The organism is Roseovarius sp. 10 (genome assembly GCF_033100315.1).
GTDB lineage: Bacteria > Pseudomonadota > Alphaproteobacteria > Rhodobacterales > Rhodobacteraceae > M30B80.
The window spans coordinates 771,707-797,315 of the sequence record NZ_JAWLVH010000001.1 but is presented as its reverse complement, the minus strand read 5'-3'; the positions used below and the strand labels follow the sequence as shown (position 1 = coordinate 797,315).

Annotated in this window: 25 protein-coding genes; 13 read left to right on the top strand and 12 right to left on the bottom strand. The window is 57.9% G+C overall.

From position 1 onward, the window contains the following. Positions 1 to 44 precede the first annotated feature (44 nt). The 3 genes from RYZ18_RS04000 to RYZ18_RS03990 all read left to right on the top strand — a co-directional run bounded on the left by RYZ18_RS04000 (position 45) and on the right by RYZ18_RS03990 (position 2,833). Positions 45 to 464 (top strand): DUF302 domain-containing protein, encoded by a 420-nt coding sequence (locus RYZ18_RS04000; protein WP_317655814.1) that lies wholly within the window; start codon positions 45 to 47, stop codon positions 462 to 464. Beyond that, a complete protein-coding gene (hemA, locus tag RYZ18_RS03995; protein WP_317655087.1) occupies positions 461 to 1,693 on the top strand; it encodes a 5-aminolevulinate synthase in 1,233 nt (410 codons plus the stop codon). Before RYZ18_RS04000 ends, hemA begins: the two co-directional genes overlap by 4 nt. Positions 1,694 to 1,768: 75 nt before the next feature. After that, positions 1,769 to 2,833: a YeeE/YedE thiosulfate transporter family protein gene (locus RYZ18_RS03990; protein ID WP_317655086.1), complete on the top strand. Its 1,065-nt coding sequence runs from the start codon at positions 1,769 to 1,771 to the stop codon at positions 2,831 to 2,833. 5 nt (positions 2,834 to 2,838) lie between these two features. On the opposite strand, the gene RYZ18_RS03985 is transcribed toward RYZ18_RS03990, so the two are convergent. The 7 genes from RYZ18_RS03985 to RYZ18_RS03955 form a co-directional block, all read right to left on the bottom strand. After that, positions 2,839 to 3,888 carry a glycine betaine/L-proline ABC transporter ATP-binding protein gene (locus tag RYZ18_RS03985; RefSeq protein WP_317655085.1) on the bottom strand — a complete coding sequence of 350 codons (1,050 nt, stop codon included), beginning with the start codon at positions 3,886 to 3,888 and terminating at the stop codon, positions 2,839 to 2,841. A 25-nt stretch (positions 3,889 to 3,913) separates the two neighbouring features. Further along, the gene (locus tag RYZ18_RS03980) at positions 3,914 to 4,921 is read right to left on the bottom strand and encodes an ABC transporter permease (RefSeq protein ID WP_317655084.1); all 1,008 of its coding nucleotides are present in this window, start codon (positions 4,919 to 4,921) and stop codon (positions 3,914 to 3,916) included. Positions 4,922 to 4,990: 69 nt separating this feature from the next. Next, entirely contained in the window at positions 4,991 to 5,956 is a 966-nt protein-coding gene (locus RYZ18_RS03975) for a glycine betaine ABC transporter substrate-binding protein (protein WP_317655083.1), read from the bottom strand. A 284-nt stretch (positions 5,957 to 6,240) separates the two neighbouring features. Then, a complete protein-coding gene (locus RYZ18_RS03970) occupies positions 6,241 to 6,903 on the bottom strand; it encodes a DUF3726 domain-containing protein (protein ID WP_317655082.1) in 663 nt (220 codons plus the stop codon). Beyond that, positions 6,893 to 8,593 carry a hypothetical protein gene (locus tag RYZ18_RS03965; protein ID WP_317655081.1) on the bottom strand — a complete coding sequence of 567 codons (1,701 nt, stop codon included), beginning with the start codon at positions 8,591 to 8,593 and terminating at the stop codon, positions 6,893 to 6,895. The genes RYZ18_RS03970 and RYZ18_RS03965 overlap by 11 nt, the downstream gene beginning before the upstream one ends. Further along, positions 8,590 to 9,630 carry a membrane dipeptidase gene (locus RYZ18_RS03960; RefSeq protein ID WP_317655079.1) on the bottom strand — a complete coding sequence of 347 codons (1,041 nt, stop codon included), beginning with the start codon at positions 9,628 to 9,630 and terminating at the stop codon, positions 8,590 to 8,592. Before RYZ18_RS03960 ends, RYZ18_RS03965 begins: the two co-directional genes overlap by 4 nt. Next, on the bottom strand, positions 9,627 to 11,075 hold the full coding sequence (locus RYZ18_RS03955) for an aldehyde dehydrogenase family protein (RefSeq protein ID WP_317655078.1): 1,449 nt from the start codon (positions 11,073 to 11,075) through the stop codon (positions 9,627 to 9,629). Before RYZ18_RS03955 ends, RYZ18_RS03960 begins: the two co-directional genes overlap by 4 nt. A gap of 95 nt (positions 11,076 to 11,170) precedes the next feature. On the opposite strand from RYZ18_RS03955, the gene RYZ18_RS03950 reads away from it, so the two are divergent. The 5 genes from RYZ18_RS03950 (at position 11,171) to RYZ18_RS03930 (ending at position 15,550) form a co-directional block, all read left to right on the top strand. Beyond that, positions 11,171 to 12,058 (top strand): LysR family transcriptional regulator, encoded by an 888-nt coding sequence (locus RYZ18_RS03950; protein WP_317655076.1) that lies wholly within the window; start codon positions 11,171 to 11,173, stop codon positions 12,056 to 12,058. 32 nt (positions 12,059 to 12,090) lie between these two features. Then, entirely contained in the window at positions 12,091 to 13,071 is a 981-nt protein-coding gene (locus RYZ18_RS03945; RefSeq protein ID WP_317655075.1) for an Ldh family oxidoreductase, read from the top strand. 26 nt (positions 13,072 to 13,097) lie between these two features. After that, positions 13,098 to 13,547, top strand: coding sequence for a YtoQ family protein (locus tag RYZ18_RS03940; protein ID WP_317655074.1), 450 nt, complete (start codon positions 13,098 to 13,100; stop codon positions 13,545 to 13,547). Between the two features lie 111 nt (positions 13,548 to 13,658). Further along, entirely contained in the window at positions 13,659 to 14,486 is an 828-nt protein-coding gene (locus tag RYZ18_RS03935; RefSeq protein WP_317655073.1) for a sulfite exporter TauE/SafE family protein, read from the top strand. A gap of 293 nt (positions 14,487 to 14,779) precedes the next feature. Continuing rightward, positions 14,780 to 15,550, top strand: a complete 771-nt coding sequence (locus RYZ18_RS03930) for an Asp/Glu racemase (protein WP_317655072.1) — start codon at positions 14,780 to 14,782, stop codon at positions 15,548 to 15,550. Here the strand turns inward: RYZ18_RS03930 and RYZ18_RS03925 are convergent. Both RYZ18_RS03925 and katG read right to left on the bottom strand, forming a co-directional pair. Continuing rightward, complete coding sequence (locus tag RYZ18_RS03925; protein ID WP_317655071.1) at positions 15,527 to 16,708, bottom strand: hypothetical protein; 1,182 nt, start codon at positions 16,706 to 16,708, stop codon at positions 15,527 to 15,529. The genes RYZ18_RS03930 and RYZ18_RS03925 overlap by 24 nt on opposite strands. Positions 16,709 to 16,801: 93 nt before the next feature. Continuing rightward, positions 16,802 to 18,964 (bottom strand): catalase/peroxidase HPI, encoded by a 2,163-nt coding sequence (gene katG / locus RYZ18_RS03920; protein WP_317655070.1) that lies wholly within the window; start codon positions 18,962 to 18,964, stop codon positions 16,802 to 16,804. Between the two features lie 173 nt (positions 18,965 to 19,137). Between katG and RYZ18_RS03915 the strand changes: the two genes are divergently transcribed. After that, positions 19,138 to 20,073: a hydrogen peroxide-inducible genes activator gene (locus RYZ18_RS03915; RefSeq protein WP_317655069.1), complete on the top strand. Its 936-nt coding sequence runs from the start codon at positions 19,138 to 19,140 to the stop codon at positions 20,071 to 20,073. Positions 20,074 to 20,136: 63 nt separating this feature from the next. On the opposite strand, the gene RYZ18_RS03910 is transcribed toward RYZ18_RS03915, so the two are convergent. Next, positions 20,137 to 20,343: a cold-shock protein gene (locus tag RYZ18_RS03910; RefSeq protein ID WP_317655813.1), complete on the bottom strand. Its 207-nt coding sequence runs from the start codon at positions 20,341 to 20,343 to the stop codon at positions 20,137 to 20,139. A 175-nt stretch (positions 20,344 to 20,518) separates the two neighbouring features. Here RYZ18_RS03910 and RYZ18_RS03905 point away from each other — a divergent pair, with 175 nt between their 5' ends. The 4 genes from RYZ18_RS03905 (at position 20,519) to RYZ18_RS03890 (ending at position 23,722) form a co-directional block, all read left to right on the top strand. Beyond that, positions 20,519 to 20,974 carry a DUF1499 domain-containing protein gene (locus RYZ18_RS03905; RefSeq protein WP_317655068.1) on the top strand — a complete coding sequence of 152 codons (456 nt, stop codon included), beginning with the start codon at positions 20,519 to 20,521 and terminating at the stop codon, positions 20,972 to 20,974. Between the two features lie 45 nt (positions 20,975 to 21,019). Next, on the top strand, positions 21,020 to 22,075 hold the full coding sequence (prfA, locus tag RYZ18_RS03900) for a peptide chain release factor 1 (protein WP_317655067.1): 1,056 nt from the start codon (positions 21,020 to 21,022) through the stop codon (positions 22,073 to 22,075). Continuing rightward, positions 22,072 to 22,923: a peptide chain release factor N(5)-glutamine methyltransferase gene (gene prmC / locus RYZ18_RS03895; protein ID WP_317655065.1), complete on the top strand. Its 852-nt coding sequence runs from the start codon at positions 22,072 to 22,074 to the stop codon at positions 22,921 to 22,923. Before prfA ends, prmC begins: the two co-directional genes overlap by 4 nt. Positions 22,924 to 23,161: 238 nt before the next feature. Further along, positions 23,162 to 23,722 carry a DUF4167 domain-containing protein gene (locus RYZ18_RS03890; protein WP_317655064.1) on the top strand — a complete coding sequence of 187 codons (561 nt, stop codon included), beginning with the start codon at positions 23,162 to 23,164 and terminating at the stop codon, positions 23,720 to 23,722. Positions 23,723 to 23,787: 65 nt separating this feature from the next. Here the strand turns inward: RYZ18_RS03890 and rsmA are convergent, their stop codons facing one another. Next, positions 23,788 to 24,624 carry a 16S rRNA (adenine(1518)-N(6)/adenine(1519)-N(6))-dimethyltransferase RsmA gene (rsmA, locus tag RYZ18_RS03885; RefSeq protein WP_317655063.1) on the bottom strand — a complete coding sequence of 279 codons (837 nt, stop codon included), beginning with the start codon at positions 24,622 to 24,624 and terminating at the stop codon, positions 23,788 to 23,790. Next, the gene (gene pdxA / locus RYZ18_RS03880) at positions 24,621 to 25,607 is read right to left on the bottom strand and encodes a 4-hydroxythreonine-4-phosphate dehydrogenase PdxA (RefSeq protein WP_317655062.1); all 987 of its coding nucleotides are present in this window, start codon (positions 25,605 to 25,607) and stop codon (positions 24,621 to 24,623) included. Before pdxA ends, rsmA begins: the two co-directional genes overlap by 4 nt. Positions 25,608 to 25,609: the final 2 nt, after the last annotated feature.

Here is a 25,609-nt window from a genome sequence, read left to right as displayed (position 1 = left end):
GGCCCATGTCGTGCTGCACCGCCCCCCGTTTGTTTCTTGGCCTCATGGCTGGCCTTTTCGCGGCATTTGCTGCGCAGGAATCCCCCGCACAAGAGGCGGTGTTTTTCGAGTATGACGGCAGTTTCGAAGATGCCACTTTTGCGGTGGAAAACACCATTATTGGGCGCGGCTTGGTCATCGATTACCGCTCGCATACGGGTGATATGCTGAACCGCACCGCCGCGGATATCGGCAGCGATGTGGTGATTTTTGATCAAGCGGATATTTTCTTATTTTGCTCGGCCGCCGTGTCGCGCCGCGTGATGGAGGCGGATCCCGCGAATATCGCGCATTGCCCCTATAATATCTTTGTCACCTCAAAGGATGGTGTCGTGCAAATAGGTCACCGCACCTATCCCGATGGGCCAATGCAAGAGGTCGAGGCATTGTTGGACGCAATCATCCTAGAGGCGCGTGACCAATGAGCGCCTATGATTACGAGGGTTTTTTCGCCGCCAAAATTGACACGCTGCGCAGCGAAGGCAATTATCGCTATTTCGCGGATATTGAACGCAAGCGGGGCGCATTTCCCCATGCCCGAAATCACCATAAGGGCGGCACGCGGGACATTACTGTGTGGTGTTCCAATGATTATTTAGGGATGGGGCAACACCCCAATGTGATTGCCGCGATGCAAGACGCGATTGAGCGCACAGGCGCAGGCGCGGGCGGCACGCGCAATATCTCGGGCACAACCCACGCCCATGTCGCGCTTGAGGCGGAATTGGCCGATCTGCACGGCAAAGAGGCCGCGTTGTTATTTACCTCAGGCTATGTGTCAAATTGGGCGGCCCTTGGAACATTGGCCGCGCAGATCCCTGATTGTGTTGTTCTGTCAGATGCAGGCAATCATGCCTCGATGATTGAAGGCATCCGTCATTCGCGCGCGCAAAAGATCATTTGGGCGCATAATGATTTGGCGGATCTCGAGGCGAAACTGGCGGCCCTGCCGCCAGAGCAGCCCAAATTAATAGCCTTTGAATCGGTTTATTCGATGGATGGCGATATTGCCCCCATCGCCGCGATTTGTGATTTGGCAGATCGCTATGGCGCGATGACCTATCTCGATGAGGTGCATGCCGTGGGTCTTTACGGGCCACGCGGCGGCGGGATTGCCGAAGCGCTGGGGTTAATGGATCGTCTGACTGTGATTGAGGGCACGCTTGGGAAGGCTTACGGCGTGATGGGGGGGTATATTGCGGCCAGTGCCGCATTGGTTGATTTCATCCGCAGTTTTGCCAGCGGCTTTATCTTTACCACCGCCTTGCCGCCTGCGGTTGCGGCAGGGGCCTGTGCCGCTGTGCGCCACCTGAAAACAAGCCAGACAGAACGCGCCGCCCATCAGGAACGGGTCGCAGAATTGCGCGCGCGCCTTGATGGGGCGGGCATTCCCCATTTGGCCAATGACAGTCACATCATTCCCGTCATGGTCGGTGATCCTGTGAAATGTCGCTATATCTCAGATAGGCTCTTGGATGAGCATGGCATCTATATCCAGCCAATCAACTATCCCACAGTTCCCAAAGGCACGGAGCGTCTGCGCATCACCCCAAGCCCTGTTCATGATGCAGAAGCGATGGATCATCTGGTCAAGGCGCTGTCAGAGCTTTGGGCGGAATGCAAATTGGCGCAAACCGCACGCGCCGCGCAATAGTTGACCTAGATCATCGCAGGCGGCGCAGGCCCTGTGGTCTGCTGCGCGTGTGGATAAAACCAATGAGGCGCTTTTATGATTGAGAACCTGCTCATCGCATGGGGCGAAGGCCCTGTTCTGGCGCTTGCAGGGGTGGGGGTGGGCCTTGTGTTTGGCGCGGCGGCTGAGCGGTCGCAATTCTGTCTGCGTGCCTCAACTGTTGAAGTGGCCGAAGGCCATGCAGGCCCACGGTTTTCGATTTGGCTCATTGCCTTTTTTGCCGCGCTGACCCTCACCCAAGGGCTGATTGCAGCGGGGGCTTTGGATGTGACAGCGGCACGACAATTGGCCGCCACAGGCAGTATGAGCGGGGCGATTATCGGCGGATTGATGTTTGGGGTGGGAATGGTTCTTGCCCGTGGCTGTGCCTCGCGGCTGTTGGTCTTATCTGCCACAGGAAATCTGCGCGCGCTGATCACAGGGCTGGTTGTGACCTTGGTCGCGCAAGCGGCCTATAGCGGGGCGCTTGCCCCTCTGCGCGAGGCAGTTGTTGGCCTTTGGACAGTTCAAGGCAATGGCGCGCGAAATTTGGCAAGTGCGATTGGCCTTGGCGCCCCTGCAGCGGCCTTTTTGGGGAGTGTCGCCTTGAGTGCTGCCATCGCTTTTGCGCGCCGCCATGCAATGTCTTATGCCCGTATCATCGGGGCTGCGATGGTGGGGGCGGCGGTGACCTTGGGGTGGTTTGCGACCTATATGATCGCGCAAAATTCCTTTGAGATCGTCCCGATTTCCTCGGTTACTTTCACAGGGCCTGCGACCGATACATTGATGGCTTTGGTGGCCGAGCGAAATATCGCGCTTAGCTTTGGCATTGGCCTTGTGCCAGGTGTGTTTCTTGGCGCGGGCGCAACATCCCTTTTGGCGGGCGCGTGGAAATTGCAACGCTTCGGCCCCGATAGCCCGATGGAGCGGCATTTGATTGGCGCTGTTTTGATGGGGTTTGGCGCTATGGCCGCAGGGGGCTGCGCGGTTGGGGCAGGGGTGTCAGGTGGCGCAATCCTATCTCTGACCGCATGGGTTGCGGTGGCCGCCATGTGGGCGGGGGCCATGACCACAGTTTGGATCATGAAGGCAGGGCAAAGCCGCCCCGCCGTGACCTGATCCCCTTAATCATGCTGCATCTGCGGTCGCACCAAAGCCCGATAGATATCCTCCATCTTCACCTTGCCGATGATCTTGGTGGGATCGTTCGGGTCAGAGACGGCAAAGGTGCCATCAATGCGGCCCTTATGGGCGTTGATGACCGCCTCTAGCGTATCATCGCCCTGCACGACATCACTACAGCCGCGCTTTGTTTTGGCGGGGCTCATGATGGATTTCACCTTCAAAACGCGAGCGCGGTTGATGTCTTGGATGAATTCCTCAATGTAGCGTGCGGCGGGGCGCAGCAATATCTCCTGCGGATCGCCTTGCTGCACGATATAGCCATCTTTCAAAACCACCAAGTGATCGGCCAGTTTCAGCGCCTCGTCCAAATCATGGGTGATGAAGATGATGGTCTTGTGCAGATCGCGTTGCAATTCCAACAGCAAATCTTGCATCGAGGTGCGGATCAGCGGGTCAAGCGCGGAAAATGCCTCGTCCATCAGCATCACATCGGCGTTTGAGGTCAAGGCGCGGGCCAGACCCACGCGCTGCTGCATCCCGCCTGAAAGCTGGCTTGGATAGCTGTCTTCCATCCCTTCAAGACCCACACGCGCCAACCATTTGCGCGCCTCATCCTCGGCTTGCTTAATATTCTCGCCGCGCGCCTCGGGCGCAAGGACTGTGTTGGCCAAGACGGTGCGATGAGGCAAAAGCGCGAATTTCTGGAACACCATCGACATAGACCGCCGCCGCAAATTGCGCAGCGCCTCCTCGTCCATGGCCAGAACATCTGTGCCATCGAGAAAGATCTGCCCTGAGGTCGGTTCGATCAATCGGTTCAGGTGGCGGATCAGCGTGGATTTGCCAGAGCCAGACAGGCCCATCACAACGGTAATTTGCCCCTCGCGCATATCCACGTTGATATTATTCAACGCCAGAACATGCCCCGTTTCTTGCATGAAGGCGGATTTGTCGATGCCATCATAAACCTTGTCCTGCACGGCGCGCGGATTGTGGCCGTAGATTTTGAACAGGTTTTGCACCGAGATTTTTACGTCACCCAAAGCCATGGTTTCTTAGTCCCTTCTGCGGTGCTTATGATTTGTTCGACTTGTCGATGCGTGCCAAGGCGGCCTTGGAGACGCGATCAAGCATAATCGCGATCAACACGATGCCAAAACCTGCCAAGAAGCCAACACCGAGGCGCAGGTTGTTGATGCCATCGAGAACCAATGTTCCCAGACCTGGGGCCGATACGAGCGAGGCAATCACCACCATCGCAAGGCTCATCATGATCGTTTGGTTCACACCCGCCATAATATTGGGCAGGGCCAACGGAATTTGCACGCGATAAAGTTTCTGGCGATCCGTTAAGCCAAAGGCCGTGACCGCCTCCATCACATCGCGATCCACAAGGCGAATGCCCAAATTGGTCAGGCGCACCACGGGCACAATCGCATAGAGGATAATCGCAAGCCCATAGAGCTTGGGTTCGGTGATATTGAACAAGAAAATGAGGGGGATCAGATATACAAAGGTCGGCAAGGTTTGCAGCATATCCAAAATCGGGATCATCGCGTTTTGAAACCTGTCCGAGCGCGACATGGCAATGCCAAGCGGCACCCCGAAGGCCACACACAGCACCGTGCACACAAAAATGATCGACAGCGTTTGAATGGCGAATTCGTAGTAATCGACAAAGAGCAAAAACAAGAAAGACGCCGCCACAATGCCCGCCACCTTGTAGGAATTCGACAAAAGCTTGGCCACCAAGATCAAAAGCGGCACCAAAATCCACCACGGCATTTCCACAAACAGGGTCAAGGCACCATCAAGCGCCCATGACAGGGGCTGTGTCAGCGGATCAAGCACAGCGCGCAGGGCGGGGCGAATATAAAGGAACCCATCCTCCAACGCGGCGGTGAAATCGCGGGTTTTGGGAAAGGCTGCACAGGCTTCGTTCAGCGTATCAAGCGAGGGAAAAGGCAAATCCCATGGGCTTGGGGCTTCGTTGCGCAAAGATGACAGTGATAAAAGCGGCCCGCTATCGGTTTTGCAGGCGTCTGTCATGCCAAGCGCGCTGAATATCCAATCATATGCCATAGGTTTCCCTCCTCGCAAAATGAGAGAGGCCAGCGCCCTGCGGCGCTGACCTTTGTCATTGGTTGTGGATTATTGCAGAAGCGCTGAAACGCGCGAAGCTGCATCCTCGGACATCCAGCCAAGGATCATGTCGCTGTGGTTGGTCAAAACCCAAGCCGCAGCTTCATCCGCGGAGGCGCCATTGTCCTCAGCCCATGCAAGCATAGAGCTGACAACATCATTTGGCATTTCCATATTGCGAACGAAATCAGCAACCTCGGGTGCACGCTCTGCCAAATCGGCGGTCACAGCGTTCACAACAGTTGCAGCAGGGAAATCCGATGGGCCCCAAGTGGCAGGGTCAGCATCGGCATTTTGGTTGATCGCATGCTGTGGCCCGTCAACAGGGCCAAGGTCGATCTTGGTCAGGTCGTATTTGCCCAAGATTGCAGTCGGGCCCCAGTAATAGCCGAACCATGGCTCACCCGCCTCGTCAGCGGCGGCGATGGAGGCGGCAAGGTTCGCGCCCGAGCCGTGATCAAATACTTCGATCCCGTTGCCCTCAAGGTCAAATACAACTTTCAGCGCATCATTCACGATACGGCAGCCCCACCCAACAGGGCAGTTGTTAAAGCGTCCGCCAACCAGTTCTGGATTGGCCAAGACACCTTGAATTGTTGCCAATTCAGGATGGGCTTCAACCGCACTTGTGGAGATCCACCAACCTTCTTCGCCGCCATTGGAGAATGTGTTTGAGGCAGTGATAACTTTGCCTTGCGCTTCAAGATCGGCATAGACAGTGGCCGAGTTCACCCAGACCTCAGGCACGATGTCTGGCTCGCCATTTTCGGCCAAAGATGTGACTGCGGGCACGGTGTCTGTTGGCACGATGGTGACTTCGCAACCATAGCCTTGCTCAAGGACAAAGCCCGTCAGCGCCGCCAAGGCCTCGCCCGAGGCCCAACCCATTGCGCCAACGCTGACCTGACCACAGGCAAATGCGCCGCTTGTGGACAGCATGAGGGCCGCCACGGATGTATAAGCAAACTTCTTCATCTTTCATTACCTCCCAGATGGTGTTCCAAGTTCACAACGAACTTGTAGGTTTTCAGGTTCTTCAACCGACATTTTGCGCGCAATTGCGACATTCTCGGTTTTAGTGTCCGACCTCGGCGCAAGATCAGCGCCGAACCCGATTTCTGGCATGGGCTTAGCATGCCGGTCTCGGCACGAGGGTCAACCAGGTGAGGCTGAAATTTTCGTGCAAACTGAATATTTTTTGGCAAGAGCGTCTTGGTCTTTTTGCCACCTCCGCGGTGGGCTGTTTGGTATCCTTCTGATCAATCATTGTCGCTCAAGCCCGCACCTGCGCCCGTCTCGCGCGATTGCGCCGTGGCGGGCACGGTTGTCGCAAGCGCAAAGCGATCAAGGCTTGCGTAGGCCTCTGGCGTGATTTCGGGGGGATGGGGCGCGCGCAGCACAGATGCGCCATAGGGGCTTGGTTTGGCGCAGAGGGTCAGGGTGTGACCGCGCGCGTGATCTGCAAATTCGGTGATGTCGCGCGCAGCCAAAGGGACAAGCCCGCCAAAAACAAGCGCGGCTTTGGGTGTTGTAATTTGCACCGCGCGGCCCGCGCGCGCAGCCAGCCCATCCACGAGCGGCAGCAGCATCAGCGGCTCGGCCACAGCGGCAAGCGTCACGGGGTTTGGGCCAAAAAGACCCCGCGGGCTCGTCCCGAGATCACAAATCAGCGCGCCCGTTGTGACAGGGCAAAGCGGTGTGCCAGATTGCCCCCAAACGCGCCCGTCAATCTCGGTCATCTGTGGCAGACCCAAAACCGCCTGCGCGGCACATAACGCAAGGGCAGGGCCTGCGCCGTTGATGCCCCATTGCGCTAAAGTCGCCAAACTTGCGCCGAATTCCTCGGCCAAGCCCCAAGAATAGCCCGCGCCGCGCGCGGCCTTCATGCCCAAGCTCGCCCATTCCCCCGCGCTAAGCTGCATCTGCCCCCCCATGCGCGGGTGCGCAGATATGTTCAGGGAAAACTTGCCCCGCAAAGAGGCTGATGCGCAGCCATTTATCCGAGCGCGGATCAAAGTGATTGGCCCCAAAAAAGGCCAGCTTATAGCGCATCATATCAATGGGCAGGATGTCAGCGCCGATGAGGTTTTCGCGAATCTCGCCATAATCGCGCCCCGCCAACCATTGTAGGCGGCGCAGAATTTGGCGATGTTCGGGATGGGCCAAAAGAAACGCATAGGCGGGCGTGGCATCAGGGTAGGCGGCCATCGCGTCATAGGCCTGACGGATCAAATAGGCGATGCCAAGCGGGGCTTCACGGGTTGCGCCCTCTTCCTCGAAGCGCGCGCCAAGGCGGGGTTCAAGCTTTTCTTCCGAGACATACCAGAACCGCGCTCGTGCTTCTTGGGTTGAGAAATCATAGGACAAGGCCCAATCGTAACGGCCCTCAATCGCGCGGCGCAGATCGCCAAGCCGCGCTTGCCCCTCAATCGGGGGGGCAGGTGGCTCGTCTGCGCGCAGCGACATTTCCAAATCGTCAATCAGCGCGCCGCAGGGTTCAAGCAGGATCGACAAGAGCATTTCTTGCCCCTCAAGGCTTAGATGCGCTTCCCCCCAGTGCCATATCGCATTCCATGGCAGATCTTTCGCGCAATGTCCGCGACCTGTGGTGAGATGATGATGCAGCTTTTCCAAATCCCCCCGCAGATCTGCCAATTTGGCCAGTTGCACAGGGTGACTTGAACGCCATGTCGCGGCTGTGTCGCGCGCAGCCTCGCAGCCCGCGATCAGCGCACGCAAATCTGCCTCTGACATCCGTCTTTGGCCGCGCACCCGTGCAAGCGCCGTTTCGCGCACCCGCACCCAAGCGTCCAAAAGGGCAGGGTGACGGACTAAGAACGGGGCCATGCCAAGACCTGTAGAATTTCCCACCCCAAGACTGCGGGCCAATGCGGGCGCAAGCGTTGTGGCCTCTGCCCCGCCTTTGGCGCGGGCCAGATGATTGACAAGGTCGATGGTAAAGCTGCGGGTCAGCCAAACCGACATCATCTCAGCTTGGAACGGCGCGCATAATTCTGGCCGCGTGGCAATATCGGCATTTTCCGCCGCCCCGAATTTGGACGAGCCATAAACGGCGGTTGTGCGCATTAAATAGCCCACCTCATCAAGCGCATCGCGTTCTGGCTGTTGGCCCGTGGCCAAGCGGGCCACAACATGATCAAACAACCTGACCGACCGATTGGCGCGGCTGAGGGATAATTCCCGCGGGCTGATGCGCCCTGCCTCTTGCAGGGGCACATTGGCGCTCAGCCGCGTGATATCATCTGCGGTGGGGATACCATCAAAGAGGGTAAAGGTGGCATCCCACGCAGTCGCAATCACCCGATCCGAGCGTTGATCTGCGGGCAGATCGTGGGCAAAGGCCACAAGGCTATAACTGCGCTTAGGCCCGTGTAGGCAATAGACGGCATACCCAACACCGTTTTCGTCAAGATCAAAAATACGCCGCTCAAACCGCCACCCTTCGGTTTCAATGCGGCGCAGCAACATGCGCAGAAATGACAGCCGCGTGGGGTGGGCTGATCCCATCCGCGCGAGGCGCATGACCGTATCAGGCGCCCGCAGCGCAATCGGCGCAAGGCCCATGATATGGGGCGCCGCCCGATCCATCATTGCGCGGCCTTTGTATTGGGGACAGCCTGCACTGCGGGGGTGAAACTTTCGCTGAAAAAGCGCTGCCAATTTCCACCCATGATTGCCGCGACATTGCCCGCGTCAAACCCCGCTGCGCGCAGCCCTGCGGCCAAACGGCCAAAATCGCGATTGTCGGCAAAGAAATCAGGCATGGGCGGGAACCCCGCCTGCGCGGCACTGCCTTCGCCATAGTCGATATTTTTCGTCCAACGCCCGACCCGCATCCATTCGACCACGCTGTCGGGTTGATCTTGGCATAGATCCGTTCCAATGCCGATCTGCGAGACGCCCATCAAATCGGCAGCCCGCGCAACCATGTCGCAGAAATTTTGCAAGCTACAGGCAGACCCGCCCTTCAGGTGATGGGGATAGATCGAAAAACCAAGCATCCCCCCCGATTGGCCAAGGGCGCGTAAGAGATCATCGGATTTATTGCGCAAGGCAGGGTGCCAACTGGCCAGATTTGCATGGGTGATTGCAATCGGGCGGGTGGAGTGTTCCATCGCCTCAAAGGTCGAGCGCTCGCCCGAATGGCTCATGTCGATGACCAGACCCACGCGGTTCATCTCGGCCACCACCTCGCGCCCCATGCGGGTGAGGCCTGTATCCTCGGCCTCATAGCAGCCCGTGGCAAGCAGGGATTGGTTGTTATAGGTCAATTGCATGAACCGTAGACCTAAGCGATGCAGCACCTCGACCAACCCAATGTCATCTTCGATGCAGGAGGGGTTTTGCGAGCCAAAGAAAATTGCCGTGCGCCCCGAGGCGCGCGCGCGGGCAATATCGCTCGCGTCAAAGCCTTGAAAAATCAGGTCTGGATAGGTTTCGAACCAGCGGTTCCATTTTTCGATATTGAGAACCGTTTCACGGAAATTCTCGTGATAGGTGATGGTGACATGCACCGCATCCACCCCGCCTTCGCGCATCTGGCGAAAGACTTTTTCCGACCAATTGGCATATTGCAGCCCGTCAATCAGCGGGTTTTGCACGGGATGCATCGCACCTGTTCCACTCATTCCAAATCCCCCGTGACCCCAAGGTAAGAGGTTTTGACTGTCGTGTAAAACTCTGCGGCATAGCGGCCTTGTTCGCGTGGCCCGTAGGAGGATGCCCCCCGCCCCCCGAAAGGCACATGGTAATCTGTGCCTGCGGTGGGAAGGTTCACCATCACGCAGCCCGCCCGCATATGCGCGCGGAAATGGGCGGCGCGGGCAAGGCTTTTGGTCATGATCCCTGCGGTGAGGCCAAATTCGCTGTCATTGGCAACGTCTAGCCCTTCGGCATAGCTGCCCACCTTAATCACCGATGTGATGGGGGCGAACATTTCTTCGCGGTTGATCCGCATATCATTGCGGGTCTTGGCGAAGACCGCAGGGCGCATGAAATAGCCTGTGGTATCCGCCTCAGCGCGGGTTCCGCCACATAAAAGCTCGGCCCCTTCGGATTGACCGAGGGCGATATAATCAAGATTGCTCTTAAGCTGGGCTTCGCTCACCACAGGGCCGATTTGCGTGGCGCTGTCTAGGGCGGGGCCAACCACGAGCTTATTTGTGGCCGCGACCAATTTTTCGACAAAAGCATCGTGGATTTTCTCATGCACGATCAAACGCGAGGCGGCGGTGCATTTTTGACCCGTGCCCCCGAAAGCCGCATTCACACTATGGGCCACAGCCAGATCAAGGTCGCAATCCTCCATCACGAGCATAGGATTCTTTGATCCCATTTCCATTTGCAACTTGGTCATATTGGGAATGGCTGATGCGGCAATGGCGCGGCCCACAGGAACCGAGCCTGTAAAGCTGATGGCATCCACTGCGGCACTTTCCACCAAAGCCTGTCCAATCGTGCCCCCTGCGCCCATAACCAAGTTGAACAGGCCTTTGGGAATGTTTTGGCGAGCGATGATCTCGGTCAGCATCACGGCGCTTGCAGGGGTTAGGTTGGCAGGCTTCCAGATCACGGCATTGCCAAAGGCCAATGCAGGCGCGATTTTCCACGCGGGCGTTGCGATTGGAAAATTCCAGGGGCTGATGATCGCCACAACGCCTACAGGTTCGCGGCGCACATCCACCTCAATGCCGCCGCGCACGCTTTCGGCATGGTCGCCTTGATTGCGCAGCGCCTCTGCTGCGAAATAGGTAAAGAATTGGCCTGCGCGATAGGCCTCACCGCGACCTTCGGCGCGCGGTTTTCCCTCCTCGCGGGAAATCATCTCGCCCAGTTCATCGGCCCGTGCCATCATCTCTGTGCCAATGGCCATCAGCACATTGTGCCGCGCCTCAATGCCCATGGCCCACCATTCGGCCTGTGCACGCCGCGCCGCGGCCAAGCTTTCTGTCAAATCTTCATGGCTGGCTTGGGCGAAATGGCCAATCACATCGCTGGTGTCAGATGGGTTGATATTCGCAATCTGCGCCACGCCATCGCGCCACATACCATTGATGAAATTCTGACCCTGCATAAACCTGTCCCTTGTTACCGCGCATTCAGCCTAGACAGGGGGGTATACTTCAGGCAATCTCAAATTATTGAAATAAATTTCAAGAATCCTGAAATATGATTAAGTTAGAGATGTTGCGCGTGTTTTTGGCCGTGGCCGAAGAGGGGGCCTTGGCGCTTGCGGCGCAGAAATTGGGGCGCACGCCATCGGCCCTGTCGATGGCCCTATCACAGCTTGAGGCCCAAGTGGGCGCGCCCCTCTTTGAAACGGATCGCAAAAATCGCCTCACCCCTTTGGGACGTTTGGTGTTGGAGGAGGCGCGGCGCGCCACCAATTCCTATACCCGCAGTCTCGATGCCATAGCGCGCCATGCGCGATCTTTGGCGGGAACTGTGCGGGTCATGGCGGTGCCTTCTGCGACCATCACGCTTTTGCCGCGGGCGGTTTTGGCCTTTTCGCAGGCCCGCCCTGATGTGCGCCTTGATATTCGCGACAGCGACACCGCCAGTGTGATTGCACAAGTGGCGATGGGCGAGGTGGATATTGGGATAATCTCGCAATCCCCGCGTGCCAATGCCGCGCCATCCGTTGAGGCAGAGGTCATTTTGAGCGACCCTTTAGGGATTGTCGCGCGCCATGACGGGCGATTTGCACAGATGACCAAGGGGCGCGGCGTGCGGTGGCAAGATTTGATCCACGAGCCGCTGATTGCCAATCCGCTTTGCGATTTGGTGGATCACCCAAGCGTGACCGAAGGATTGCAAGATTGCCGCATTGAGGCGCGCAATACCACCGCACTTTTGGCCTTTGTGCGGGCGGGTATCGGGATTACGATTTTGCCCCAAACCGCGATGACCGAGGCCGACCCCGCCTTGCGCTTCTTTGCCCCAAATGATCCGCATAGCCGCCGTGAGCTGTGTAAAATAAGGAACCGCGCCGCCCATCTTAGCCCTGTGGCGCAGTCATTTTGGGACTTGCTTGCACCGCTTGCGTCAAGCCCTTAGCCTTTGACAAAACGACCACAGGGAGGGCGGCCATGGCGCAAGTGGCGATCAGCGAGATTGAAACCGTGACCAAAGCCGCGCTTATGGCCCATGGGGCAGGCGCATGGCAGGCGGGGGAGGTGGCCCGCGCCACTGCCCATTCCGAGGCGCATGGCAATGTGATTTGCGGCCTGCAATATGTCGAAAGCTATTGTGTGCAATTGGCCTCTGGGCGTGTTGATGGGCAGGTCATGCCTGTTGTCAGCCGTCCCAAGGCGGCTGCGATCTTGTCAGATGCAAAACTTGGTTTTGCCCAACCAGCCTTTGCCGCGGCCAAAGATCAATTCTGCGATCTTGTGGATGAAACAGGCGTGGCCATGCTGGCCGTGGCGCAAAGCCATACCTGCACCTCGCTTGGTTATTTTACCGAACAAATCGCGCAAGCGGGAAAGCTTTGCATCGGCTTTACCAACGCCTCGCCCGTGGTGGCAGCGCCAAATGGCAAGCGGCGCGTCATCGGCACCAACCCCATCGCCATGTCTGTGCCTGATGGGCAAGGGGGGCTGTCGGTGCATTTTGATTTCTCAACCTCGGCCGTGGCTTTGGGGAAAATCACCATGGCGAAATATGCAGGGGAGGAGATCCCATTGGGTTGGGCCGTAGATGCCGAAGGCCGCCCCACAACCGACCCCGAAGCGGCCTTGCAAGGTGCCTTGTTAAGTGCAGGTGGCTATAAAGGGTGGGGGTTTGGCATTATGGCCGAGGTCTTGGCGGCCGCGATGACGGGCTCGGTCAATTCGCTCGATGTGGGGGGGCTGAAATTGCCAGATGGCCCGCCGCATCGTTTGGGGCAATTCTATCTGGCCATGGATACGGGAACATTTAGCGATCAGTTTGGCGCGCGGATCACGCGACTGTTGGAGGCCGTGGCCGAAGATGAGGGTGCGCGTGTTCCGGGCCAAGGGCGGGTGCGGGAGACATCGGTGGATGTGCCTCAGGCCCTTTGGGATAAGATTACAGGATTGGCGGCCTAACGCGCCGCGAGACAGGAAGAGAACCCATGGATTTAACAGTTTACCTTTCGGGCGAGATTCACACGACATGGCGCGAGGAGATCATCGCCGCCTGTGCCGAAGCAGGCCTTTCGGTTCGCTTTAGCGCGCCCGTGACCGATCATGCCGCCAGTGATGATTGCGGCGTGGCTATTTTGGGGGCTGAGGATCAGAAATTCTGGCATGATCACAAGGGCGCAAAGATCAATGCCATTCGCACCCGTAAGGCGATTGCAGATGCAGATATCGTGGTTGTGCGCTTTGGCGAGAAATACAAGCAATGGAATGCGGCCTTTGACGCGGGATATGCGGCGGCCTTGGGAAAGTCGCTGATTGTGATGCATGGGGCAGATCATCAACATGCGCTCAAAGAGGTTGATGCGGCGGCCCTTGCTGTAACCGAGACGCCCGCGCAGGTTGCAAAAATTCTAGCCTATGTGATTGACGGCACCCTTTAGGGGGTTATCTGCGCTTGGCAGTGCTGCGGGGCTTTCGTATGAAAGGGCCAAAGCGGCGCGCGTGCCGCGCATATCCCGTGACGGGGAGTGCGCATTTTCTGGAGGGACAAGATGGATTTCATGACGGCGGAATTCGCCATGGTGGCAGTGATGCTGCTTGCGGCGGGTGCAGTGACGGGCGTTCTCGCGGGGCTGTTCGGCGTGGGCGGCGGCGCATTGATTGTGCCTGTGCTTTACGAGGTCTTCGGCTTCTTGGGTCTCTCAGATGAGGTGCGGATGCCGTTGGCGGTTGGCACCTCATTGGCCATCATTATTCCCACCTCAATCCGCTCTTATATGGGCCACCGCGCCCGCGGGGCTGTGGACGAGGCGCTGTTGAAATCATGGGCGCTGCCCATTCTGGCAGGTGTGCTGATCGGCGCGGGTTTGGCCCGTTTTGCACCGCCATTCGTCTTTCAGATCGTTTTTGTCGTGGTGGCGGGGGCCAATGCGATCAAGATGATCTCTGGTGCAAAGAAATGGGATTTGGGCGCTGATTTGCCCACGGGGGCAGGGCTTTATTCCTATGGGGGTTTGATTGGCCTTTTGTCAGCCCTGATGGGGATTGGTGGGGGTCAGATTTCAAATATGATCATGACATTGCATGGCCGCCCCATTCATCAGGCGGTGGCCACATCGGCAGGGATTGGGGTTTTGATCTCGGTCCCCGGCGCGATTGGCTATATGATCGCGGGCCTCGGCCAAGAGGGGTTACCGATGGATGCCATCGGATATGTCTCGTTTTTGGGGATGATCCTATTTGTGCCAACCACTATTCTGACTGCGAATTTGGGGGTGAAATTGGCGCATAGCCTGTCGCGGCGGCATTTGGAATTGGCCTTTGGCCTCTTCCTGGCCTTGGTCTGTTTGCGCTTTGTCTACGCGATTGTAACGGGTTAGTCGGGTGCCACCAAGGGCAGCAGCAATGCAGCATAAAGACGCGTCTATCGGATAGGTCGCAGATCTCATGCCCCTTGGTGGCATTGAAAACGCTATCATATTCAATGAGTTGTGTATGAATGATTTCACTTGATAGGAAAATCCTATCTTGGTCTTTCGCATTTCATACATGGCTTGGCCAAAGGGACGAAAGCGGCGCAAATAGGCCATGAGAGGTCGCAGGGCGCGCATGATTTATAACAAAACCCCCGCAGCATAGAGGGCAATCGCGATCACGCATGGGGCCCTTGGCCATGGAAGATGTGTTTGACTACACTGTTGCACCTATTTTGGGGCGCCGTGCCGTGTTGGGCATGGTCGTGTTGCAATCCGATGAAACGCTAGAGCACGACCTGCGCCGTATCTTGCCGCAAGAGGATGTGGCCCTCTATATCAGCCGCGTTCCCAGTGCGGAAACGGTCAGTTCAGACAGTCTTGCCGCGATGGAGGGGCATCTAAGCGATGCCGCCGCCCTGATGCCGCCCCCTTTGGACTTTGATGTGTTGGGATATGGTTGCACCTCGGCGACATCGGTGATCGGGGCGGGGCGGGTGGCTGAATTGCTGCGCAAAGGATGCCCCGCGACCCATGTGACCGACCCGCTTTCGGCGCTCGTGGCGGCCTGCCGTCATATGGGGATCACGCGCTTGGCGTTTTTGTCACCCTATGTGCCCGAGGTCTCAAGCCGCCTGCGCGCCGCAGTTGCGGCACAAGGGGTAAAAAGCCCAGTGTTCGGAACCTTTAACGAGGCGCGCGAACATGCAGTTGCGCTCATCGATGGCCCGTCTGTCACCCGCGCGGCAACGGCGTTGCTGCACCGGGGTGGGGCCGAGGCGGTGTTTTTATCCTGCACGAATTTGCGCACCTTAGATGTCATTGATGCCATCGAGGCCGAGACAGGTGCCGTTGCCCTGTCGTCCAACCAAGTGATGGCATGGCATATGTGCCATCTCGCGGGGATTGCGCCCGCCTTGCGCGTTGGGCGCTTGATGGCCGAGCCTCTATTCGACCGAAGTGCCGAATAGGGTGATCGCCCCACCTAGGAGGGCCATCGCAAAAAAGAATAGGCGCTTTGGCCAATTGCCCGCGCCTGCCGCCGCAATCGCGGCTTGTAGCGCGTAATAAAAGGCAAAGGCGCGGGACGCGTAGCCGATGATGGAAAACACATCGCCCACCCATGTAAGGATCAGCGCGACTGCGCCCAAAATGACATAGCCTTGGCGCGCATCGATGCGGTCGCGGGTCAATTCTGCGAGCAGCCCGCCTGATCCGCCCGTATCGGCCAAAGCGGCGCTGAACTGGGCACTCAGCGCCGCAATCATCAAAAGCGGCGCAAGGATTGGGGCCAAACGGCCCATCATGTCGATAATGGCTGTTTCGCTGACGGCTTGCGGGTCGGGCGTAAAGATTAGGCTGAGGGGCAGAAGATAGGCCATATAGATCAGCGTGGCGATAAGCAGCGCCATATGCATGGCGCGGATCCGTAACGCGGGGTCATACTCCGCCCCCATATACCGCACCGTTTCGAAACCTTGCACGGTCACAATCAGCCCAAACACCAAAAACAGGGCTGCGGGGCCCGTTTCTGTCGCGGGGGTTAGGATCACACCCTGCCCATCGAGCATATCTGTGCCAAGCGCCAACCATAGCGCGCCAAGAAGCCCCGCAATCACCGCCAATTTGATCCCAACCGAGATTTGTTCGACCCGTTCAAGGGCATGAAAGCCGTGAGCAAGCCCCAAGATCACGATGAACCCGAGCGCGCCTGTGGTGATCCATCGCGCGGCATGCGGATCGGTCACGGGGGTCAGGCGGGCTGCAAAAGCGCCAAACAGATTTAGGTAATAGGCCACCGACACCATATAGGCAAACGCCAAGGCCCATGACGCGGCGCGATCTAGCCAGATCTCTATGGGCCTGCGTGATCCTTCAGCCAATCGCAGGATATTATGAGCAATGGCCCGACTAAACCCCCAAGCCAGCGCACATAAAACGGCCATTGCAAGCGCGGCATAGGCGCCAAATGCGTGGTGCAAAACGGGCCCAAGAACCAAAAACCCGCTGCCGATAATTGAGGCCAATGGGGTGATTGCGGCGCGCCAGAGTGTCGATTTTGCCAAGGGTGGCCAGATCAACAGACCCGCAACAGCCAAAGCAATGATCAATATAAGTGCCGTTTGCATGCGCCTAGGGCTAGCAGGCAGGTCTGGTCTGTGAAAGATAAAAAAACGCGCGCCCTTTTGGGGCGCGCGTTTGTCTTTGCTTAGCTGCGTGTTTTATGCGGCCGCGTCAAAGCGGTCTGCATTCATCACCTTTGTCCACGCAGCAGCGAAATCATGCACGAATTTCGCGGCATTATCGTCTTGTGCGTAAAGTTCAGCATAAGCGCGCAGGATTGAGTTGGAGCCAAAAACCAAATCCACACGGGTGGCTGTCCATTTTGTTTCGCCTGTTTTGCGAGACACGATGTTGTAGAGGTTCGGCCCTGCAGGTTCCCACTTATAGGCCATGTCGGTCAGCGCCGTGAAGAAATCGGTCGACAATGTGCCAACACGATCCGTAAACACCCCATGCGCGCTGCCGCCATGGTTGGTGCCAAGCACACGCATACCGCCAATCAATGCGGTCATTTGGGGCGCTGTCAGACCCAAAAGCTGCGCACGATCCAACATCAGCTCCTCTGGTTGCACGGTGTAATCCGCTTTCAACCAGTTGCGGAACGCGTCATGGACGGGCTCTAGCACTTCGAAGCTGTCAATATCGGTTTGCTCTTGGGTGGCGTCACCACGGCCTGGCGTGAAGGGCAGGGTGATCTCGACACCTGCGGCTTTGGCCGCCTGCTCGACACCGACATTACCTGCCAGAACGATCACATCCGCAAGGCTTGCGCCTGTTTCCGCGGCGATGGGTTCCAATGCGGCCAGCACCTTTTGCAGGCGGGCCGGCTCGTTGCCTTCCCAATCCTTTTGTGGGGCCAGACGAATGCGCGCGCCATTGGCACCGCCGCGCATATCAGACCCACGGAAGGTGCGCGCGCTGTCCCATGCGGTCGCGACCATCTCGGAGATGGAAAGGCCCGTTGCCGCGATTTTCGCCTTGACCGCTTCAACATCATAACTCGTGGAGCCCGCAGGGATCGGGTCTTGCCAGATCAGATCTTCGGCAGGCACATCTGGCCCGAAATAACGCGCCTTTGGCCCCATATCGCGGTGGGTCAGCTTGAACCATGCGCGGGCGAAGGTTTCTGAGAAATATTCAGGATCGGCATAGAACTTTTCCGAAATCTTGCGATATTCGGGATCCATCTTCATCGCCATATCCGCATCCGTCATGATCGGGTTGTAGCGGATAGATGGGTCTTCGACATCAACGGGCTTGTCCTCTTCCTTGATGTTTACAGGTTCCCATTGCCATGCCCCTGCGGGGGATTTCTTCAATTCCCAGTCATAGTTCAGCAGCAGATGGAAATAGCCGTTATCCCATTTCGTGGGGTGGGTTGTCCAAGCGCCCTCGATGCCCGAGGTGACAGTGTCGCGGCCCACGCCACGGGTGGTGTGGTTGTTCCAGCCAAGGCCCTGCTCATGCACATCGGCACCTTCAGGGTCAGCACCCAAATTGGCCGCATCGCCATTGCCATGCGCTTTGCCCACTGTATGGCCGCCTGCGGTCAGGGCCACTGTTTCTTCGTCATTCATCGCCATACGGGCAAAGGTCACGCGCACGTCATGCGCGGTGCGCAGCGGATCGGGCTGACCATTCACACCTTCTGGGTTCACATAGATGAGGCCCATTTGAACCGCCGCAAGCGGGTTTTCCAATGTCTCAGACCCGCGATCTTCGGCATAACGCTCAGACCCCAGCCAATCTTTTTCTGCGCCCCAATAGATGTCTTTTTCAGGATGCCAAATATCGGCGCGGCCAAAGGAGTAGCCAAAGGTTTTGAGGCCCATGGATTCATAAGCAATATTGCCTGCGAGGATAAACAAATCCGCCCAAGATACGGAATTTCCGTATTTTTTCTTGATTGGCCACAGCAGGCGGCGAGCTTTGTCGAGGTTGGTGTTGTCGGGCCAAGAGTTCAAAGGCGCGAAACGCTGGTTGCCAGTGCCGCCACCGCCGCGACCGTCAGCGGTGCGATAGCTGCCCGCCGCGTGCCATGCCATGCGGATCATCAAGCCACCATAATGGCCCCAATCTGCAGGCCACCAATCTTGGCTGTCGGTCATCAGCGCGTGCATGTCTTTCTTCAGCGCATCGATATCGAGCTTTTCCAATTCTTTGCGGTAATCGAAAGCCTCGCCCATCGGATCGGTCTTGCGATCATGTTGGTGCAAAATGTCGAGGTTCAACGCATTTGGCCACCAATCGGTAACAGTTGTGCCAAGCGCGGTTTGCGCGCCATGCATCACGGGGCATTTGCCAATGTTATTTCCATCCATGAGGGCAGTCTCCTTTTGGGTTGTCTCATGCAGGCCCCATCATCGGGGTGCGGTTCTCGGTGATCAGAGGGCCGTTGCACGGATTCGCATGCAAACGGCGCTTAGGCTTGTTTTAGCATCAGTGAGCGATTAGTTTAATTTTGATTTTCTGATGTGAGCGATCAGGTTTTGTTATGGCTAATATCACCTTGAAACAGTTGCGATATGCGGTGGCCGTGGCCGAGCATGGTCATTTTGGACATGCGGCCGCCGCATCCGCGATTTCGCAGCCCGCTTTGTCTATGCAAATTCAAGCCTTAGAGGATGGTTTGGGTCTGGCCCTGTTCGAGCGCGCCGCCCGCCATGTGCGACCCACGCCCTTTGGGGTTGGGTTCTTGGCGCGTGCGCAGCGAATATTGGCCGAGGTTGACGATTTGGGCGATAGCGCGCGTGCGGCGCGGGGCGATGATTTGGGGCGCCTGCGTCTTGGTGTGATCCCCACCATTGCGCCATATCTTTTGCCCCGTGTGGTGGGCTTGATGGGGCAGTATTACCCGCAGGCCAATTTGGCATTGCGCGAAACGATCACCCCGCGCTTGATCTCGGAATTGTCCGAAGGGCGGTTGGACGCGGCGATTGTGGCCCTGCCCATATCTGAGCCGAGCTTTGAGGAGGTGGAGGTGTTTCAAGAAGATTTCATTCTTGTGCGCCCGCCCGAAGATGCGGGCAAGCCTGTGCCCGATGCCAATTCCCTGCGCGAAATGAAACTGCTTTTGTTGGAGGAGGGGCATTGCTTCCGCGACCAAGCCCTGTCTTTTTGCGCACTTGGCGCAAATACCCCGCGCGAGGTGATGGATGGCTCATCACTGTCAACGCTTGTGCAGATGGTGGGGGCGGGGATTGGCGTGACGCTTATCCCTGAAATGGCTGTGCCTGTTGAGACGCGCTCTGCGAGCGTGGCCTTGGCGCGGTTTCGCACCCCTGCGCCTGCGCGCAAAATCGGGGTTATTTGGCGGCGCACAAGCCCGCTTTCCAATCAGTTGCGCAAATTGGCCAATGTGGTGCGCGAGGCGGCAGAAACGGGCGCGTCCGATGCCATGACAGGCGGGCTTATGCCCAAAATCGCGTAACCAAAAAGAAAAAGGCGGGCCAAAGCCCACCTTTTCCAATCCAAACTGGATGAGGCTTATGCCTTAGACCAGCGTGATATTTACGGCGCTTTCGCGGCCATCACGGCCTTTTTCCAGCTCGTAAGTCACTTTCTGGTTGTCGTTGAGGCCTTTGAGGCCAGAACGCTCAACACCAGAGATGTGAACGAATACGTCTTTGCCGCCTTCATCAGGTGCGATGAAGCCGAAACCTTTGGTTGCATTGAACCATTTCACGGTGCCATTGGCCATTTCCGTGTCTCCTGTCATTATGCTGCCCACACCATGTGGCAGCTTGGCAATCGTCATGCGAGATAGGCTGCACTGTTGCCTTTAAAGAGGGACAGAAGAGCGATATCAGATAACTAGCGCGGCCCGTGTCGCATGAAATGGGCTTCGCGTAAAGATAAATCGTTGGGGGTAAAAGATGCTGTTCAAATTGTTCATATCGGTTGCAACGCTTTTTGGCATCGTAATTTTTGCGGCGGTGGCCTTTCGCGTGATGCCAATGGATGCCGCCCGCTATCATATTCGCCCCGCTTTGGCTGTGCCGCCATCAACCCCCAATTTCGCCCTGATGGTGGGGGATGAGGCCTTGGTGTTGCCGCGCAATCTGGCGGATGTGGCGGCAGATGTCGCACTGAAGGCCGCCAGCGATGGCGCCGTTCTGTTGGCAGGCCAACCAGAGGATGGCTTTGTCACCTATGTCTATCGCAGCCGTTTGATGGGCTTTCCTGACGCGCTCAGCCTAACGCTTGATCCCACTGATGAGGGGGGGACGCGGGTTCAGATCTTCTCGCGGTCGCGCTTTGGTTATAGTGATTTGGGGGTGAATGCGGCACGCGTGGCCGATTGGGTCGCTGCGTTGCAGGCCGCGCGCTGATCAATCAGGCTTGACGCGCCCGCGCCGCTTCGCCAAACCCTGCCTATGTTGCCAGCAGAACCCCTTCGCCAAATTGTCGAGCGCTTCGAGTATCTCGAGGCGCAATTAAACGCAGGCCCCGCCGCTGATGCGATTGCCGCAATCAGTCGCGAATATGCGCAGCTGAAACCTGTGGTCACGCAGATTGACGAATATCAGCAGATCAAATCTGACCTTCAGGGGGCCGAGGCGATGTTGGCCGATCCTGAGATGCGCGCCTTGGCTGAAGAAGAATTGGCACGGCTGAAAATCGCGCTGCCTGAGGTTGAATATGCCTTGCGCATTGCGCTTTTGCCCAAAGATGCGGCCGATGCCCGCCCTGCCATTCTTGAAATTCGTCCAGGAACGGGCGGCGATGAGGCGGCCCTTTTTGCGGGTGATTTGCTGCGGATGTATCAACGCTACGCCGAAGTGCGGGGGTGGCAATTTGAATTGATCGAGCAGCAGCTCTCCGAGCTTGGCGGTGTGCGTGAAGTGACCGCACGGATCGTGGGCGAGGGTGTTTTTGCACGAATGAAATACGAGTCTGGCGTTCATCGCGTGCAGCGGGTGCCAGAAACGGAATCAGGCGGGCGTATCCATACATCCGCCGCGACTGTGGCTGTTCTGCCCGAGGCCGAAGATGTTGATATCGATATCCCCGCAACCGATATCCGTATTGATACAATGCGCGCCTCAGGCGCGGGTGGTCAGCATGTGAACACCACCGACAGCGCCGTGCGCATCACCCATTTGCCCACGGGGATCATCGTCACCTCATCGGAGAAGTCACAACACCGCAACCGCGAGATTGCAATGCAGGTCTTGCGCGCGCGGCTTTATGATCTGGAACGGCAAAAGGCCGATGATGCCCGCGCCGCTTCGCGCAAAAGTCAGGTGGGAACGGGCGATCGTTCCGAGCGTATCCGCACCTATAATTTCCCCCAAGGGCGCATGACAGATCATCGGATCAATCTGACCTTGTATAAGTTGGATCAGGTCTTGTCGGGTGATTTGGACGAGATCATTGACGCGCTGACCGCCCATGATCAAGCCGCCCTATTGGCTGAGATGGACGGGTGAGCGCGCGCTATCGGGATCTTTACGCCGCCGCGCGCGTGCGTTTGTCTTTGCGCTTGCCCCGAGATGAGGCTGAGCGCGATGCACGCCTTTTATTGGCGCATGCGGCAGGCCTGTCAGCGGCGGGGTTGTCAGCCTGTCTCAATGATCTGGCCGCCCAAAATCACATCACTGATTTTGAGGCAGTGGTGGAGGCCCGCCTTGCTGGACAATCTGTGGCCCATATCATCGGGAAATCTGCATTCATGGGATTGGATTTCGTGGTTGGGGCAGGGGATTTGGCCCCGCGGCCTGACACGGAAACCTTGGTAGAGGCTGCACTCGCGCATGGCTTTACGCGCTTGCTTGATCTGGGCACAGGCACAGGGGTGATTGCAATCAGCCTGCTTGCCGCGCGGCCAGAGGCGCAAGGGGTTGCAACCGATTTGGACGAGGGCGCATTGGCCCGCGCGCGACAAAATGCAAAGACCCATGGCGTGGCGGGGCGGTTGCAGTTTTTCACAGGCCCATGGTTCGCGGCGCTGCCAGAGCCCGCGATATTTGATCTGATCCTATCCAATCCGCCCTATATTGATCAGGCAACTTATGCAGGTCTACCCGAAGAGCTGCGCTTGCATGAGCGCGCTGCGGCGCTGACCGATGGTCATGATGGGCTGAGCGCATATCGCGTGATCGCGGCGGAGGCAGGCGCCTATCTTGCGCGCGATGGGGCGGTCATGGTCGAAATCGGCTATGATCAAGGCGAAACGGTGCCGCAAATCTTTGCTCAAGCAGGGTTTCGGTCTGTGCGCGTCATCCATGACTTGGCAGGCAAGCCGCGTGTTGTGGTGGCGCAAGCGATGCGTTCCTAGGCGAAAAAGCTGATAATTTCGCCGTTTTTGCAACTTTCCGCTTGTAAGCGCCCCTCAGCCATGGCAAGCGGAGGTCACGGGAGAGGAATTATTAAGACATTCCCCCGAAATAACAGCCACGATATTCTGGACAAAGGCACAGATTGCACAGGCTGATCGTGGATATTGGCACGGACTTGGCACTAGGCCGCCTGACACCCTGCCGTGGATGGCTTCAACACTGGACTATATAAGAACAATGAGATCATCAAAGAACCGCTCGCGGTCAAAGGGCAATCGCAACCGCTCTGTTGGCAATATCATCAATCGGGTGTTTGACAGCTCTGGCCCAGAGGGCAAGGTGCGCGGCACACCGCAGCAGATCATCGACAAATATCAGCAATTGGCCCGTGATGCGCAGTTGAGCAATGACCGCGTGGCCGCTGAGAATTTCTTGCAGCACTCCGAGCACTATTCCCGCCTCCTAAGCGAGGCGCAGCGCGAGATGGACGCGCGCCGCGAAGAGCAGCAAAGCAATAATGGCGGCCAGAATGGCCATGATCGCCGTGGGTATTCGAACGAGGACGAGGCCGAGACTTCGCAGGATGCAGGCCAAGAGGTCGTGCCCAGTGAGACGGATGGTTTGGCGATTGCCGCCGATGGCGATGGGGAAGAGGCCAGCACCTTGGTCGACACGCCCGAAAGCAAACCTCGCGCGAAACGCGCGCCGCGTGGCCCCCGCCGCCCGCGCAAATCTGACGAGGCGGGCAGCGATGCCGCCCCAATGGTTGCAGCCCCAAGCGAGGCGCAAGGCGAATAATCGCGCCTGACCTTGTCGCATGACATTGCCCCCGTGCCATCCTTGGCGCGGGGGTTTTTCTTGCCTTAATCGGCTGCGACAGCGCGGGCGAGGGCGCAAAACCCCTCAAGGCTGACTGTTTCTGCGCGGTCAGTCGGGCGCAGCCCTGCGGCCAAGATGCGATCCTCAATATCAGGGCAAAGCCCCTTCAGCGCGGCGCGCAGCATTTTGCGGCGTTGATTAAAGGCTTTAGCAACCACGCGCTCCAGCACCTTTTGATCGGCGGGAAATTTCGGTGCCTCAAGTGCTGTTAAATGCACCACCGCAGAGCTGACCTTTGGGGGTGGGGTGAAGGCCTCGGGCGGCAGGTTCAGCGCAATCCGCGCCTCACAGCGCCATTGCGCCAAGACGGCCAAGCGGCCATAGGCCTTGCTGCCCTCGCGTGCCACAATACGTTCGGCCACTTCGCGTTGGAACATCAAGGTCAGGCTTGACCATTGTGGCGGCCAAACAGGCGGGATCAGCCAACGGATGAGCAATTCGGTGCCCACATTATAGGGCAGATTGGCGATGATACGGATCGGCGGTTTCAGATGCGCCGCCCAATCCACGGCCAAAGCATCCTCATTGAGAACGCTCAGGCGGTCGGGATAGGCGGCGGCGATTTCTGCCAACGCAGGAAGGCAACGCGCGTCTTTTTCAATCGCCACAACGCGCCGCGCCCCTTCGGCCAAAAGGCCACGGGTCAAACCACCAGGGCCAGGGCCGATTTCCAGAACATCACATTCGCTTAAATCCCCTGCAATGCGGGCGATTTTTGCGGTCAGATTCAGATCAAGCAGGAAATTCTGCCCCAAGGATTTCTTGGCGCGCAGATCATGGGTTGCGATCACCTCGCGCAGGGGGGGGAGGGTATCAATCATGCCGCGCGCACCTGTGCCATTTGATCCGCCATGCGCAACGCGGCGACCAAGCTTGTGGCATCTGCGCGGCCCGTGCCCGCGATGTCAAAGGCCGTGCCATGATCGGGCGAGGTGCGGATAAAGGGCAGGCCAAGCGTCACATTCACCCCGCCTGAGAAATCAAGCGTCTTGATCGGGATCAGCGCCTGATCATGATAGGCGCAGATGGCCACATCATACCGCGCGCGCGCCGCAGGGTGGAACATCGTATCTGCGGAGAGCGGCCCCGCGATCTGATAACCTTCGCCGCGCAGCCCCTCCAGACAGGGGATCATCCATGCGATTTCCTCGCGCCCCATGGCGCCATTTTCGCCCGCATGGGGGTTCAGGCCCGCCACGGCAAAACGTGGGGACTGCAGACCGAAATCACGCTGCATTGCGTCCGAGGTCACGCGGATCACATCGCGCAATAGATCGGGGGTATAGGCCGCAGGAACCGCGCTGAGGGGGATGTGGATGGTGGCAGGCACAACGCGTAATTCTGCGCAGGCCAACATCATCACCACCTTCACCCCGCCCGCCAAGGCCGCGAGATATTCGGTATGGCCTGGATAGGCAAAACCCGCGCCTTGTTGCAGGGCGTGTTTATGGATGGGCAGGGTGCAAATTGCGCGCGCCGCACCCGATTGGGCAAGCTCTACCGCCTCCGCGATTGCGTCAATAACCCCTTGCGCATGGGCGGCTTGGGGGTGGCCTGCCACACGGGCGGGGCCAAAGTCGCGATGCAGAACTGGCAACCCATCGCCAAAGGCCGCAAAGGCGGCACTTGCCTGGGATATTTTGACAATAGGTGCGCCATGCCCGTTGAAATGATCCGCATCCCCAATGACAAAAAAAGGAACCGCGCCCCGCAATTCATGCCACGCTTTCGCGGCAATCTCGGGGCCAATCCCCGCAGGCTCCCCACTGCTGAGCGCAATGGGGCCGGTCGTGCCCGCACCCATGG